At 74.5% G+C, this 15,138-nt stretch carries 11 protein-coding genes; 2 read left to right on the plus strand and 9 right to left on the minus strand.

The window, feature by feature from the left end; all coding sequences use genetic code 11:
• Window positions 1-220 precede the first annotated feature (220 nt).
• From mmuM to ABGB06_RS25245, 5 genes are all read right to left on the minus strand, one after another.
• Complete coding sequence (mmuM, locus tag ABGB06_RS25225) at window positions 221-1,123, minus strand: homocysteine S-methyltransferase (protein ID WP_347593220.1); 903 nt, start codon at window positions 1,121-1,123, stop codon at window positions 221-223.
• On the minus strand, window positions 1,120-2,040 hold the full coding sequence (locus ABGB06_RS25230) for an LLM class F420-dependent oxidoreductase (protein WP_347593222.1): 921 nt from the start codon (window positions 2,038-2,040) through the stop codon (window positions 1,120-1,122). The genes mmuM and ABGB06_RS25230 overlap by 4 nt, the downstream gene beginning before the upstream one ends.
• A 96-nt stretch (window positions 2,041-2,136) precedes the next feature.
• Window positions 2,137-4,998: a BTAD domain-containing putative transcriptional regulator gene (locus ABGB06_RS25235; RefSeq protein ID WP_347593224.1), complete on the minus strand. Its 2,862-nt coding sequence runs from the start codon at window positions 4,996-4,998 to the stop codon at window positions 2,137-2,139.
• A gap of 213 nt (window positions 4,999-5,211) precedes the next feature.
• Window positions 5,212-6,564, minus strand: coding sequence for a class I SAM-dependent RNA methyltransferase (locus tag ABGB06_RS25240; protein ID WP_347593226.1), 1,353 nt, complete (start codon window positions 6,562-6,564; stop codon window positions 5,212-5,214).
• 293 nt (window positions 6,565-6,857) lie between these two features.
• Window positions 6,858-8,903 (minus strand): APC family permease, encoded by a 2,046-nt coding sequence (locus ABGB06_RS25245; RefSeq protein ID WP_347593228.1) that lies wholly within the window; start codon window positions 8,901-8,903, stop codon window positions 6,858-6,860.
• A 139-nt stretch (window positions 8,904-9,042) separates the two neighbouring features.
• Here ABGB06_RS25245 and ABGB06_RS25250 point away from each other — a divergent pair, with 139 nt between their 5' ends.
• Both ABGB06_RS25250 and ABGB06_RS25255 read left to right on the plus strand, forming a co-directional pair.
• The gene (locus ABGB06_RS25250) at window positions 9,043-9,708 is read left to right on the plus strand and encodes a TrkA family potassium uptake protein (protein ID WP_347593230.1); all 666 of its coding nucleotides are present in this window, start codon (window positions 9,043-9,045) and stop codon (window positions 9,706-9,708) included.
• 37 nt (window positions 9,709-9,745) lie between these two features.
• Complete coding sequence (locus ABGB06_RS25255; protein ID WP_347593232.1) at window positions 9,746-10,414, plus strand: TrkA family potassium uptake protein; 669 nt, start codon at window positions 9,746-9,748, stop codon at window positions 10,412-10,414.
• Between the two features lie 147 nt (window positions 10,415-10,561).
• Here the strand turns inward: ABGB06_RS25255 and ABGB06_RS25260 are convergent, their stop codons facing one another.
• Genes ABGB06_RS25260 through ABGB06_RS25275 form a run of 4 tightly spaced genes read right to left on the minus strand, consistent with a single transcriptional unit; the run spans window position 10,562 to window position 15,061 of the window.
• On the minus strand, window positions 10,562-11,350 hold the full coding sequence (locus tag ABGB06_RS25260) for a DUF3159 domain-containing protein (RefSeq protein WP_347593234.1): 789 nt from the start codon (window positions 11,348-11,350) through the stop codon (window positions 10,562-10,564).
• On the minus strand, window positions 11,347-11,781 hold the full coding sequence (locus ABGB06_RS25265; protein WP_347593236.1) for an OB-fold nucleic acid binding domain-containing protein: 435 nt from the start codon (window positions 11,779-11,781) through the stop codon (window positions 11,347-11,349). The genes ABGB06_RS25260 and ABGB06_RS25265 overlap by 4 nt, the downstream gene beginning before the upstream one ends.
• 30 nt (window positions 11,782-11,811) lie before the next feature.
• Window positions 11,812-12,492 (minus strand): response regulator, encoded by a 681-nt coding sequence (locus ABGB06_RS25270; RefSeq protein WP_347593238.1) that lies wholly within the window; start codon window positions 12,490-12,492, stop codon window positions 11,812-11,814.
• Entirely contained in the window at window positions 12,467-15,061 is a 2,595-nt protein-coding gene (locus tag ABGB06_RS25275) for an ATP-binding protein (RefSeq protein ID WP_347593240.1), read from the minus strand. The genes ABGB06_RS25270 and ABGB06_RS25275 overlap by 26 nt, the downstream gene beginning before the upstream one ends.
• Window positions 15,062-15,138: the final 77 nt, after the last annotated feature.

Consider the following 15,138-nt stretch of genomic DNA (forward strand, 5'->3'; position numbering starts at 1 on the left):
TTCGGTCGCCATGCGTGCCAGCTCTGCTACCCAACGTCGCAGCGTTCGGCACCGCCAGGGCCGCCGCCACCTGCCCGCTTGCCGGGCCCGCCGGGCCGCCGGCCGACGCGCGGCCCGGCGCGGCACCGCCGGCTAACTCGGCCGGATTTCACGCCTGATCCACACCGACCGGCATTTCTCCAGGTGAGCGCGTCGTCAACGGCGGGCGTCGGGCGATCGCTCAGCGGCCGAGCGCCGCGGCCAGCCCGGCGATCCGGTCCGGGCCGACCCGGCAGCAGCCGCCGATCAGCCGGGCGCCGGCGCGCCGCCAGTCCAGCGCCCGCTCCGGATCGAACGTCGCGGGCCCGACCCAGCGCCGCGCCGCCGGATCCCATGCCTCGCCGCCGTTCGGGTACGCCACCACGGGCTTGCCGCTGACGGCGGCCGCGCACGCCGCCGCCGCCGTCACCTCCTCCGGCGCGCAGCAGTTGACGCCGACCGCGACCACCTGGTCGTTCCCGGCGGCCAGCGCGAACGCCTCGGCGAGCGGCTGGCCGGCCCGGGTGGCCTGCCCCGCGATCGTGTATGACAGCCACACCGGCAGCCCGCAGCCGGCGACGGCCCTCAGCAGCGCCTCGGCCTCGGTCACGTCCGGCACCGTCTCCAGCGCCAGCAGGTCGGGCCCGGCCTCGGCGAGCGCCGCGACCCGCGGGCGGTGGAAGCGGGTCAGCTCCGCCACGCTCAGCCCGTACCGGCCCCGGTACTCGCCGCCGTCCGCCCGCACCGCGCCGTACGGGCCGACCGAGCCGGCCACCCAGACCTGCTCGCCGTGACCGGCCGCCGCGTCCCTGGCGAGGTCCACGCTGGCCCGGAACAACCCCGCCGCCGCGGCGCGGCCGATGCCGCGCCCCGCGAAGCCCTCGAACGACGCCTGGTAGCTGCCGGTGATGAGCACCCGCGCCCCCGCCCGCAGGTACGCGGCGTGCGCCGCGCGGAGCTGCGCCGGATCCTCCACCAGCAGCCGGGCCGACCACAGCGGATCCGACAGGTCGCAGCCCTGGGCCCGCAGCTGGTTGGACAGGCCGCCGTCCAGCACCAGCGTGCGGTCGCCGAGCGGCGGCGGGCCGGGGCGCGGCACGGTCACAGCCGCGACTTCACCCGGTCCGCGATGAGCTCCAGGTGGTCAAGGTCGTGCAGGTCGAGGATCTGCAGGTAGCAGCGGGACGCGCCGGCCTCCGCCAACTGGCCGATCCGCTCCACCACCTCGTCGGGCGTGCCGGCCAGGCCGTTGCGCCGCAGCTCGTCGGGCGCGCGGCCGATGGCGGCGGCGCGCCGGGCGAACTCGGCCTCGTCCCGGCCCACGCAGGTCACCTGGGCGCTGGAGTAGACGAGGTCGTCGGGCTTGCGCCCGGCCTCCTCGGCCGCCCGGCGCACCCGCTCGAACTGCGCGGCGTTGTCCTCGACCGAGCCGAACGGGACGTTGAACTCGTCCGCGAACCGCGCGGCCAGCCGGGGCGTCTCGACCTTCCCCAGGCCGCCGACCAGCACCGGCACCCGCCGCTGCGCCGGCTTGGGCAGCCCGGGCGAGTCGACGAGCTGGTAGAAGCGCCCGTCGTGGGAGAACGTCTCGCCCTCGGGCGTGGCCCACAGACCCGTGACGATCTCCAACTGCTCCCGCAGCCGCGGGAACTTCTCCTTCGGGAAGGGAATGCCGTACGCGGTGTGCTCGGCCTCGAACCAGCCCGTGCCCAGGCCCAGCTCCACCCGACCACCGGACATCGCGTCGACCTGGGCGACCTGGATGGCGAGCACCCCGGGCCACCGGAAGGTGCCCGCGGTCATCAGGGTGCCGAGGCGGATCCGCCGGGTCTCGCGGGCCAGTCCGGCCAGCGTGATCCAGGCGTCGGTGGGTCCGGGCAGACCGTCCGTGTCCCCCATCTTCAGGTAGTGGTCGGACCGGAAGAAGGCGTCGAAGCCGAGCTCCTCGGTGGCCCTGGCGACGGAGAGCAGGGTGTCGTAGCTGGCGCCCTGCTGTGGTTCGGTGAAGATGCGGAGTTCCATGGACCCCATTCTGCGCCGCCCGCCACCCGGCGGCAGCGGCGCCCACGGCGGACCGTGCCGGAGCTCGCCGCGGCCCGGCCCTCCGGGCGGACGCGGCTAGGTGGTCGAGTACCGCTCCTCGACGCGCACCCGCAGGTGGCTGTTCTCCCGGCTGTTGAGGTCCTCCAGGATCGCCTGCGCCTGCATCTCCTCGGCGCGGGCCCGCCCCTCGCGGCCCAGACCGCGCAGCGCCGCCGCCAGCCAGGTGCGGTGCTGGGCCATCACAAAAGGGTCGAAGGGCTGCTCGGCGGCGTGGCTCAGGCCGCGGTCCGCCCAGCGCGCGGCCTGTTCGAACTCGCCGATCTCCAGGTGGTACTCGGCCAGCACGCCGGCCGCGATGGTCTTCTCGTACGGCAGCTCGGTGGACTCGTAGTTGGCCCGCAGCAGCCGGTGCGCCTCGGCGTGGTTGCCGAGGAAGAGGTGGCAGCGGCCCAGGTTGTTGATGATCTGGACGGCGAGGTCGACCAGGCCCGCCTCCAGCGTCTCCGCGAGCGCCCGTTCCGCCAGCGCCACGGCCTCCGTGAGCCGACCGGCGGAGCCCAGGCACGGCACCATGTTCATGGTCACGGCCAGCGCCTCCTCGCGCTCGCCCAGCGAACGGAACAGGGCGTCGCTGCGGTGCAGCATGGCGGCGCCCGCCATCCCCTGCCCGCGCTGCCCCGCCGCCTTGCCCAGCTGCCCCCACGCCACCGCCTGGGCGAACGGGTCGTCCCGGCGCCGGCCGGCCTCCAGCGCGATCTCGCACAGCCGGGTCTGGGCCCGCCAGCTCAGCCGCATGCCGAAGTACGTCTCCAGGGCGCGGACGGCCTCCAGGGCGAAGGCCGACAGCGGGCGGCCGCCGAGCTCGGTGCCCTCGTCGTGCTCGGGACCGGCGAGCTGGTGGGCCAGGGACAGCACGTCGTCCAGCGCCTCGTCCGCCCAGGGCAACGACTCCGCCACGGAGGTGAACAGCCGCCCCTGCGGGTACCGGTCGGCGCCCTCGCGGTACCGCCTGCGGTACCGCTCGGCCAGCGCCAGGGGGGCGTTCAGCCGGTACAGCGAGCCGAGGTACCAGCGCGCCAGTTCGGTGAGCCGGGCCGCGACCCGGCCCGCCGGCAGCCGGGCCGCCTGCCAGGCCGCGGCGGCCCTGACCAGGTCGTGCAGCGTGTAGACGCCGGGCCGCGGGCTGCAGGTGATCCGGGCGTCGGTCAGTCGTTCCAGGGCCAGTCCGGCGGCCCGCGCCGAGCAGCCGACCAGGGCGGCCACGGAGCCCGCGCCGTAGCACCGCACGGCGGCGGCGCCGAGCAGCGGAAACGTCTCGGCGGCCAGCCGGTCGGCGCGCTCGGAACCGGCGGCCAGCTGGTCGATGCTGACCAGCAGACTGGTGCGGAGGTCGAGGTCGTCCGCGGCGAGCTGGTCCATGCGATCCCGCTCGTCCCGCAGCAGGGCGATCCAGTCCGCCAGCCGCCAGTCGGGCCGGGCGGCCATCCGGGTGGCGAGGATCCGCAGCGCGAGCGGCAGATGCCCGCAGAGCGCCACCAGCTCGGCCCAGTCCGCCGCCGCCTCCGGGGCCCCGTCGCCGACGACGGCCCGCACCAGGGCCACCGCCTCGGCGCTGGAGAGCGTGCTGAGGTGCAGGTGGTGTCCCCGGCCCAGGCCGGTGAGCGTGGCCCGGCTGGTCACCAGCGCGGCGGAGCCGGGCTCGGCGGGCAGCAGCGGCGCCACCTGGTCGACGTCCAGCGCGTTGTCCAGTAAGAGCAGCACCCGCCGCCCGTGGAGCTGCTCCTGGTAGAACGCGGCCGCGGCGGCGGCCTGCTGCGGGATCTCCTTGCCCGGGGTGCCCAGCGAGGCCAGCAGCTGCCGCCCGGCCTCGGCCGTCTCCAGCGGCGGGTTGCGCGGATCGGCGCCGCGCAGGTCGACGTAGAGCAGCCCGTCCGGGAAGCGGTCGGCGACCTCGGTGGCGGCCCGCACCGCGAGGGTGGACTTCCCGACCCCGCCGGGGCCGTCGATCAGGCATATCGCGGGGGCGGCCAGGGCGCCGGTCAACCAGCCGCGGATCCGGGCGAGCTCCACGCCGCGGGCGACGAACGTCGACACGGCCGCGGGAAACGCGGCCCCCAGCGCGGGTCCCTGCGGGGCCTCACCCGCGGCGGGCGCCTCCCGGGGCCGGGTGCGGGCACCCGGCCCGCGACCCTCCGCCACGCCCGACGGACCGTCCGCCCGAGCGGCCGCTCGCTCTCCCCCGGAGGCATCGGCGCCGCGACCGGATCCGCCGTCCCGCTCGCCACCCGGCCCGCGGCCCTCCGTCGCGCCCGACGGCCCGTCCGTCCGAGCGGCCGTTCGATCCCCCGCCGCGGCGCCCGCGACGCGGCCGTCGCCTGGCCCGCGGTCCTCCGTCGCGCCGCGGGCGCGAAGGAGGTGCTCGGCGAGCCGTGGGCGGTCGGGGTGGGCGCGGACCGCGGCGGCCAACTCCGCCGCCAGCGCCGCCGGGTCGCCCAGCGCCAGACGCAGCGCGAAACGCTCCTCCAGAGCCGTGAGGCACAGCTCCCGCAGCCGCGGCCCCTCGGCCGCCCGCAGCGGGCAGTCGCGGAGGTCGCCGAGGGGAGCGCCGCGCCACAGCGCGAGCGCCGCGTCCAGCATCGCGACCGCCTCCGCCGGCGCCGCGGCGGCCCGTTCCCGCGCCCGGCGCAGCGCCTCCTCGAACCGGCCCACGTCGGTCTGCCCCGGGGCCAGCGCCAGCCGGTACCCGCCGGGCACCGTGTGGATCGCCCCGCCGGGCAGGGCGCGTCGCAGCCGCGCCACGTGGCCGCGCAGCGCGACCCGGGCGTCGGCGGGACGATCGGCTCCCCACAGCTGTCCGACCAGCAGATCCGCCGCGACCGGGCGGTCGACGCGCAGCGCCAGCGCGGCCAGCGTCGCCCGCGGCAGAGGGGCGGTCACGGACAGTGGCACCCCGTCGTCGGCGAGCACTTCCAACGGGCCGAGGAGCCGGATGTCCAAGGGAACCCCTAACGACGCGGGTGACTGCTGTGCGGAGGGTCGCCGACGTGATCACAACGGACCGCACGTCGCGATCACCACTCTACTTCCCGAAGCTCCACCGAGACTTGGCGGGATCTTCACAGAACCACGCGTCACGCGGGCCCCGTCGGCTCACCCCCGACTCGGCCGGTGCAGGATCGCGACGCACTCCAGGTGATGGGTCATCGGAAAGAGGTCGAACGCGCGCAGGAAGCGCGGCTCGTAGCCACCCGCGCGGAAGTACGCCAGGTCCCGGGCCAGGGCCGCCGGATCGCACGCCACATAGGCGATGCGGCGGGCGCCCAGGCCGGTCAGCTGGCGCACCACCTGCTCGCCGGCCCCGGACCGCGGCGGGTCGAGGACGACGACGTCCGCCTCGGTGATGCCGGTGCGCGGCAGCACCCGTTCGACCGTGCCGTGCTCGATCCGGACCCGGGGCAGCTCCCCCAGGTTGTGCCGGGCGTCCCGCACCGCGCGCGCCGACGCCTCGATGCCGAGCACCCCGCCCTCCTCGCCGACCCGGTCGGCGAGCGCCCCGGCGAACAGGCCGGCGCCGCAGTACAGGTCGAGCGCGCTGTCGCCGCGGCGCGGAGTGAGGCCGCGCATCACCGCGTCCACGAGCAGGTCGGCGGCCCGCGGGTGCACCTGCCAGAAGCCGCCGGCGCTCACCCGCCAGGTGCGGTCGTCGGCGCGTTCCCGGACGTAGGGACGGCCGTGCACCCGGTGCACCGGCGTCTCGCCGCCCCGGCCCCTGCTCTCCTCGGCGCGGAGCACGGAGACGGGTCGGTCCAGCTCCACCAGCGGCAGCCGGCCGCCGGGGCGCGGGGTGAGCACCACCATCCGGTCGTGGGAGCCGGTGGCGGCCACCGCCTCCAGACCGGCCATGTCCGGCCAGGACCGGCGTTCGATGCCCAGTTCGGTGACGCCCTCGGCGGCGATCAGGCAGCGGTCGATCGGCTCGACCTCGTGCGAACGGTGCCGGCGCAGCCCGGCCCGCCCGTCCGCGTCCACCGCGTACTGCACCCGGGTGCGCCAGGCCGGCACCTCGCCCGGCGCCACCTTGTCGCCCGGCGCCGGCTCCACCGTGCCGTCCCACCCGGCCTGTTCGGGAGTGAGCCCGGCCAGCGTGCGCAGCTGCTCGGTCAGCACCTCGCCCTTCAGTCGGCGCTGCGCCCCCGGCTTCACGTGCTGCCAGTCGCAGCCGCCGCAGCGTCCGGGGCCGGAGAACGGGCAGGGCGCCGGGACCCGGTCGCGGGAGGGCGTCAGCACGTCGACGGCGTCGGCGCGCAGGTAGCGGGAGTCCTCCCGGCCCTCGGTGATCCGGGCGACGACCCGCTCGCCGGGCAGCGCGTGCCGGACGAAGATCACCCGGCCCTCTGCGGTCCTGGCCACGCAGTGCCCGCCGTGCGCCACCGGGCCGACCTCGACCTCGTGTTCCTGGCCGACGAGCGAGGCGGACGTGGGGACGGGACTCTCGGTGGACATCAGAACGTGCTCCAGGGGACGCGGGGAAGGGCGGGGACGGACGCGCCGGGGCGGCGGTCGAGGTCCTGTCCTGTCGATCGATGGGGGCACCTCCCAGTCTTCCAGGCTGGGGGAGGATCAGCCCGCGGCGTCAGATGCGGTCAATCGCAAGGCGCCGGATCGCAGCTCATACTTGGCCGTATTCGCGCGATTCGGTAACGCAGCGAGTGTCCCCCAGGCCCTTCGGGGGCCTGGGAGGTACCCCCATCCGCTGACGTCGCGGGCCCGGCAAGATCGGCAGGACAGGGCCTAGTCTACGGCCGGTGCCCGTGGTTGCCCCGGCCGCGCCGGATCGCCCCCGGGGCCCGCAGCTCGGACCGGCGCCTGACCCGCTCCCGCGCGGCGACCGCGGACTCCAGCTGCCAGGGCACGGAGGTCACGGTCACCCCCGGGGTGAACCGCAGCCGGGTCTTCAGCCGCAGCGCGCTCTGGTTGTGCAGCAGCTCCGCGTACCAGCGGCCGACCACGTACTCCGGGATGATCACGCTCACCATGTCGTGCGGATGCGCCCTGCGGAGCTCCTTCACGAAGTGCAGGAACGGCTGGGTGATCTCCCGGTAGGGGGAGTCGAGGATCTTCAGCGGCACGTCGATGTGCTGCCGGCGCCACTCCGCCTTCACCCGCCGCGCCTCCTCGGGCTCGATGGCGATGGTGACGGCCAGCAGGCTGTCGGCGCGCAGCAGCCGCGCGTAGGACAGCGCCCGCAGCGTCGGCTTGTGGATCTGCGAGACCAGCACCACGGCGTGCACCTGGGAGGGCCGCACGTCGAGCTCCTTGCGCGGCACGTCCACCGCCAGTTCCTCCGCGACCTGGTCGTAGTACCGGCGGATCCTGGTCATCACCGCGTAGAAGCCGGCCATGCCGACCAACGAGACCCAGGCGCCGTGGCTGAACTTCGTGACCAGCACGATCGCCAGCACCAGCAGGCAGAGCGCCGCGCCGAAGCCGTTGAGCAGCCGGGCCCGGTGCATCCGGCGGCGGGCGGCCGGGTCGTCCTCCTCGGCCAGCAGCCGGTTCCAGTGCCGGACCATGCCGGACTGGCTGAAGGTGAACGACACGAAGACGCCGACGATATAGAGCTGGATCAGCGCGTTGACGTCGGCGTCGAAGACCACCACCAGCAGCCCGGCGAGGGTGGTGAGCAGCACGATGCCGTTGCTGAACGCGAGCCGGTCGCCGCGGGTGTGCAGCTGGCGGGGCAGGTAGCGGTCCTGGGCGAGGATCGAGCCCAGCACCGGGAAGCCGTTGTACGCGGTGTTGGCGGCCAGGAAGAGGATCAGCGCGGTGGCGCCGGCCAGCACGACGAACCCGACCGAGCCGTCGCCGAAGACGGCCGCGGCCACCTGGGCGATGACCGGGTCCTGTTGGAACCCGGGGCCGACGGGCTCGCCGTCGCGCAGCAGGTCCCGTCCCGGATGCTGGGCGACCCGGACGTCGGCGTGCAGCGCGAGCGCCATCACGCCGAGGAACATGGTGACCGCGAGCCCGCCCATGATCGCCAGCGTGGCCGCGGCGTTCCGGCTCTTCGGCTCGCGGAACGCCGGCACGCCGTTGCTGATCGCCTCGACGCCGGTCAGCGCGGCGCAGCCGGAGGAGAAGGCGCGAAGCAGCAGGAAGCCCATGGCCAGGGCGGACAGGTTGGTCTGTTCGGGCACGATGTGCAGGTCGGCGCTGGGGGCGCGGAGCGTGTCGTCGAGCGCCAGGGCGCGGAACCCGCCCCAGGCGACCATGACGAGCACCGCCGCGACGAACGCGTAGGTGGGGACGGCGAAGATCCGGCCCGACTCCCGCACCCCGCGCAGGTTCATCAGCATCAGCAGGACGATGACGACCAACGCGCACGCCACCTCGTTGCGCGCCACCGGGCCGGCGGCGGAGCCCAGGTTGTCCACCCCGGCGGCCACCGAGACCGCGACGGTCAGCACGTAGTCCACGAGCAGCGCGCTGCCGACGGTCACCCCGGCGCGACGGCCGAAGTTGCTCGAGACCACCGCGTAGGCCCCGCCGCCACCCGGGTAGGCGTGCACGGTCTGCCGGTAGGAGGCCACCACGGTGATCATCAGCAGCACCACGGCGAGCGTGATCCAGATGCTGGAGCTGTACGCGCTCAGCCCGGCGATGGAGAGGATCAGCAGCACCTCGCCGGGGGCGTAGGCCACCGAGGAGAGCGGGTCGGAGGCGAACACCGGCAACGCGATCCGCTTCCGCAGCAGCGTGTGCCGCAGGGCGTCGCTCCGCAGTGCGCGTCCCAGCAGCAGCCGCTTGTAGAGCGAGATGGCCTCGTCGTCTCCCACGGGCACAAGATCACCGTACCCGGGGGGACGGTCGGGCGCCCCTGGGCCGGACAGCGGGCCGGTGGGCCGGTAGCGTGGTGCGCGGTGCGGAACCCCGGCGGGACGAACCGGCGGAGAACCGGCGGAGTGAGAGCCACGGAGACGTATGCACATCGTGATCATGGGATGCGGCCGAGTCGGCGCGGCCCTCGCTCAGACCTTGGAGGAACGCGGTCACACGGTCGCCGTGATCGACCAGGACCCCACCGCCTTCCGGCGGCTCGGCTCCCGGTTCGGCGGCCGGCGGGTGACCGGCCTCGGCTTCGACCGGGACACGCTGACCGAGGCGGGGCTGCCGGAGGCCGGCGCGTTCGCCGCGGTGAGCAGCGGCGACAACTCGAACATCATCGCCGCCCGGGTGGCCCGCGAGGTGTTCGGCGTGCAGAACGTCACCGCCCGCATCTACGACCCGCGCCGGGCCGAGGTGTACGAGCGGTTCGGCATCCCCACGGTGGCCACCGTGCGGTGGACCGCGGACCAGATGCTGCGTCGGCTGCTGCCGGCCGGCGCCGAACCGCTGTGGCGTGACCCCAGCGGCGGCGTGCAGCTCTCCGAGGTACACGTCAAGGCGAGCTGGGTGGGCCACCGGGTGGCCCGGTTCCAGGAGAGCACCGGGGTCCGGGTGGCGTTCCTGACCCGGCTCGGCGAGGCGATGCTGCCGACCGCGGACACGGTGTTGCAGGAGGGTGACCTGGTGCACGTGATGATGTACGCGAACCAGGTGGCCGAGGTCGAGGCCGCCTGCCTGACCGGTCCCGAGGAGGAGTCGTGAACGCGCTCTCGGCTGGTTCGATCCGGGAGGGCGCGGCATGCGGGTGGTGATCGCCGGGGCCGGGGCGGTGGGGCGGTCGATCGCCGCCGAGCTGCTGGAGGACGGCCACGAGGTGCTGCTGATCGACAAGTCGCCGCACGCCGTGTCGGTGGTGCGGGTGCCCGAGGCCGAGTGGCTGCTGGCCGACGCCTGCGAGATCGCCACGCTGGACGAGGCGGCGCTGGAGCGCTGTCAGGTGGTCATCGCGGCCAGCGGCGACGACAAGGTCAACCTCGTGGTCTCGCTGCTCGCGAAGACGGAGTACGGCGTGCCGCGGGTGGTGGCCCGCGTGAACAACCCGAAGAACGAGTGGCTGTTCAACGACGCCTGGGGCGTGGACGTGGCGGTGTCCACGCCGCGCCTGATGTCGGCCCTGGTCGAGGAGGCGGTCAGCGTCGGCGACCTGGTGCGGCTGATGCGCTTCAGCCAGGGCGAGGCGACCCTGGTGGAGCTGACCCTGCCGGAGGGCGCGCCGCTGGTGGGCACCCGGGTCGGCGAGGTGGCCTGGCCCCAGGACACCGCGCTGGTGACCATCATCCGCGGCGCGCGGGTGATGGTGCCGGATCCCGACGACGCCCTGGCGGCCGGCGACGAGCTGCTGTTCGTCGCCGCGCCGGCCCAGGAGGAGCAGCTGGAGGCGCTGCTCAGCCCGCGCGACGGCGGCTGAGCGACGCGTGCGGCCGCGGTGCGCCTGACCGCGGCTCGTGCGCATGGGGGCGCCTCCCGGATGGCGCCTGGCGGACGTACCCGCGTGGCAACGCGGCAGAGCGGCGCGCCGGGGCACCACCCGGACCCCCGGGCGCCTCGGGGAGGGTCAGGGGGAGCCCGGTGACTCGCCCCGGCCGGGAAGGTGCTCGGCGGCGTGCTCCTCGGCGAGGCGACGCTCCTCCGCCTCCTTCTCCGCCCGCTCGGCGGCCTCGTACTCCGCCTCCATCTCCGCGATGACGTCGATCGGCGGCGGGGCCTTCACCAGGATGATCCAGGTGAGGTAGACCGCGAGCAGGAACGGCGGGATACCGAGCGCCACCCGCAGCCAGCCGAGCTGGGTGGCGTCGCCCCAGAAGTAGATGGGGAAGGTGATCGCCGACTTGCTCAGCAGGATCGCGCCCCACACGTAGCTGGCCTTGACGTAGGCGCGTTTGCGGCCCGGATTGCGGGTGCGCCAGGAGAGGTTCTCCCGGAAGACCGGGCCGAGCAGCAGGCCGAGCAGCGGGAAGCCGGCCAGCGAGGACACCACGTAGCCGACGCCCAGGCCCAGCGTGTACAGCATGCCCGGGAGGTAGAAGTTCTTCGCGTCGCCCGACATCATCGCGAAGACGGCGCCGAACGCCACGCCGAAGACGCCGCTGAAGGCGTGCTTGACCGTGCCGCGCTGGACCAGCCGGGCCACCGCCAGCACGGCGGAGAGGGTGAGCGCGGCGATCGCCGAGATGTTGATGCTGCGGTTGATCGTGAAGCTGAGGACGAAGACGAGCCCCGGCACGGTGGTCTCCACCATGCCGCGCACCCCGCCGAACGCCTCGAAGAACGCCGCCCGCGTCGCCTCCTCGTCGGTGGCCTGCGGAGCCACCTGGGGGGCGGTCTGCCTGTCGGGTGCGGTCACGGAGTCTCCTGTTCGCGGGGTCGCAGCTCGTATCGGGGGTTGAACAGCACGGGGTGACCTCGGGTGATCGAGATCCGCCCCGAGGCGACGAGCACCCGGCCCGTCTCGACGCCGGCGATCGCCCGCTGCCCCAGCCAGATCACCTCCAGCGAGGCGGTGCCGTCGTCCAGCTCGGCCCGGAGGGCGGGCATGCCCGCGACGGTGCGCTCCCGCACGTCCCGCAGCGTGCCGCTCACCCGCACCACCGCGCGGCCCAGCGGGCCCTCGGGTCCCGACGTGCAGTCCCGGATCCGGACGCAGCGCGGCTCCTCGGCGGCGCGGACGGGCTCGGCCAGGACAGCTCCCCGGTCGCTCCCCCCGGCCGGCTCGGACCGGCCCAGCAGGCGCCACCGGCGGCCTCCGCGCCTTTCGGGACGCCCGCCAGCACTCATGCCATCAGCCTAACGTGAGCGGGTCCGCGCTCAGCGCTCAAAGCGGTAGCCCATCCCCGGTTCGGTGATGAAGTGGCGCGGGGCTGACGGGTCGGACTCCAGTTTGCGGCGCAGCTGCGCCATGTAGACCCGGAGGTAGTTGGTCTCCGTGCGGTACGAGGGGCCCCAGACCTCCTGGAGCAGCTGTCGCTGGCTGACCAGGCGGCCCGCGTTGCGGATCAGCACCTCCAGCAGGTGCCATTCGGTGGGGGTGAGCCGGACGTCCCGGCCGCCGCGGTGCACCTTCTTGGCGGCGAGGTCCACGGAGAAGTCGTCGGTCTCCACCACGGCGCCGTCCCCGGACGCCGCCGGCTCGGCGCGGCGGACCGCGGCCCGGAGCCTGGCCAGCAGCTCGTCCATGCCGAACGGCTTGGTGACGTAGTCGTCGGCGCCCGCGTCGAGCGCCTCCACCTTCTCGTCCGAGGTGTGCCGGGCGGACAGCACGATGATCGGCACCCGGGTCCAGCCGCGCACGCCCCTGATCACCTCGACGCCGTCCATGTCGGGCAGGCCGAGGTCCAGGATGATCACGTCGGGATGGCGGTCGGCGGCCAGCCGCAGGGCGGTCGTACCGTCCAGGGCGGTGTCCACCTGGTAGTCACGCGCCCTGAGGTTGATCACCAGGGCGCGCAGCATCTGCGGCTCGTCATCCACGACGAGGACTCGGTGCATGGTCTGCCCTCCGTTCGTTGGTCGGCCGGCTGCTGGCGGACGCGGTCGCGCCCGCCGGGGCGGTGGTGGGCAGCGTGAGCACCATGGTCATGCCGCCGCCGGGGGTGTCCTCGGCGTCCAGGGTGCCGTGCATGGCCTCCACGAAGCCGCGGGCCACGGCGAGGCCCAGACCCACGCCGTCGCCCCGCGGGGTGTCGCCGTAGCGCTGGAACGGCTCGAAGATGCGGCCCTTGTCGCTGTCCGGGACGCCGCGGCCGCGGTCCACCACCCGCAGCTCGACCCGCTCGTCCAGCGCGCTGGCCCGCACCACCACGGGCAGCCCGTCGGCCCCGTACTTCACGGCGTTCTCGACGATGTTGGCGACGCTGCGCTCCAGCAGCCCGGGGTCGGCGGCGACGAACGGCAGCGACTCGGGAACGTCGAGCAGCACGCTGCCCTCGGGCACCCCGCCCAGGGCCCGCGGCACCACCTCGTCCAGGTCCAGCTCCCTGATCAGCGGCTCCACCGTGCCGGTCTGCAGCCGTGACATGTCCAGCAGGTTCCCCACCAGCTGGTCCAGCCGGTCCGCGCCCTGCTCGATGCTCTCCAGCAGGTCGGCCTCGTCCTCCGGGGACCAGGCCACGTCGTCCGAGCGGAGGCTGCTCACGCTCGCCTTGATCGCGGCCAGCGGCGTGCGCAGATCGTGCGAGACGGCCGCCAGCAGGGCGGTGCGGATCCGGTTGCCCTCGGCCAGCTTGTGGGCCCGCTCCGCCTCGTCCTTGAGCCGCTCCCGGTCCACCACGGCCGCCACGTGCGCGGCGAAGGCGCTGAGCACCCGGCGGTCCTCGGCGGGCAGCACCCGGCCGGAGAGCGCCAGCATGGTGTGGTCGCCTATCGGCACGTCCACGTCGGCGTCGTCCGGGGTGCGCAGCGGCCGGGCGTCCCCGACCACCGAGACGCTGCTCACGCAGCTCCACCGGCGGCGTTCGCGGTCCCGCTCCAGCAGCGCGGCGGTGTCCATGCCGAAGGTCTCCCTGGCCCGCTCCAGCAGCGCGGCCAGGGTGTCCTCACCACGCAGCACGCTGCCCGCGAGCAGGGTCAACGTCTCGGACTCCGCCCGCAACCGTGCCGCCTGCTGGGTGCGTCTGGCCGAGCGGTCCACCACCACGGCGACGGCGACGGCTATCGCGACGAAGGTGACGATGGCCACCACGTTGTGGCCGTCGGCGACGGTCCACTCGTGGGTGGGTGGCGCGAAGACGAAGTTCAGCAGGAGCGAGCCGACCGTCGCCGAGGCGAGCCCCGGGTACAGCCCGCCGACCAGCGCGGCGATCACCGCGACGGACAGGAAGAGCAGCACGTCGCTGGCGAACGCGGCGCCCGGGGCCGGTGGGGGCAGCGCGAGGGCCAGCAGGATCGGCCCGAGCAGGCCGACGAGCCAGCCGCTGAGGGTGCGGGAGCGGCCCAGCCGGGCGCCGCGCGCCACCGGCAGGCCCCGCCCCTTGGCCACCTCGTCATGGGTCACGATGTGCACGTCGATGTCGGGCCCCGACTCCCGCGCCACGATCACCCCGACGCCGGGACCGAACACGTACTGCCAGGACTTCCGGCGGCTGGAGCCCAGCACGATCTGGTTGGCGTTGACGCCGCGGGCGAACTCCATCAACGCGCTCGGCACGTCGTCCCCGATCACGTGATGGAACGTGCCACCGAGCTGCTCCACCAGCGTCCGCTGGGCCGCCAGCTCGCGCGGCGAGGCCGACGTGAGGCCGTCGGAGCGGGCGATGTAGACGGCCAGGATCTCCGCCCCCGAGCTCTTGGCGGCCATCCGCGCCGCCCGCCGGATCAGCGTCGACCCCTCGGGCCCCCCGGTCAGGCCCACCACGATCCGCTCCCGGGCGTGCCAGGTGGAACGTATGCCGTGCTCGGCCCGGTACTGCTGGAGGTAGGCGTCCACCCGGTCCGCGGTCCACAGCAGGGCCAGCTCGCGGAGGGCGGTCAGGTTGCCCAGCCGGAAGTAGCGGGACAGGGCGGCGTCCACCTTGTCCGGGGCGTAGATGTTCCCGTGCGCCATGCGCCGGCGCAGCGCCTCCGGCGCCATGTCCACCAGCTCGATCTGCTCCGCCCGGCGCACCACCTCGTCCGGCACGGTCTCCCGCTGCCGCACGCCGGTGATCGACTCCACGACGTCGCCCAGCGACTCCAGGTGCTGGATGTTCACCGTGGAGATGACGTCGATCCCGGCGTCCAGCAGCTCGTCGACGTCCTGCCAGCGCTTCTCGTTCGGCGAGCCCGGCACGTTGGTGTGCGCCAGTTCGTCCACCAGCGCCACCCTCGGGCGGCGCCGCAGCACCGCCGCGGTGTCCATCTCGGAGAAGACGCTCCCCCGGTACTCCAGCTCCCGGCGCGGCACCTCCTCCAGGCCGTGCCGCAGCACCTGGGTGCGCGGCCGGTCGTGGTGCTCGACCAGGGCGACGACGAGGTCGGTGCCGCGCTCCACCCGGCGGTGCGCCTCCGACAGCATGGCGTAGGTCTTGCCCACGCCGGGCGCCGCGCCCAGGTAGATGCGGAGTCTGCCGCGTCGTGCCATGGATCCATTCTCAACCGTCGGCCGGGAAACCCGAGCCGCGGCCGAGCCGGAGTGTGTCAGGGTCCCGTATGAATCCT

The organism is Streptomyces sp. B6B3, from assembly GCF_039871525.1.
Lineage (GTDB): Bacteria > Actinomycetota > Actinomycetes > Streptomycetales > Streptomycetaceae > Streptomyces.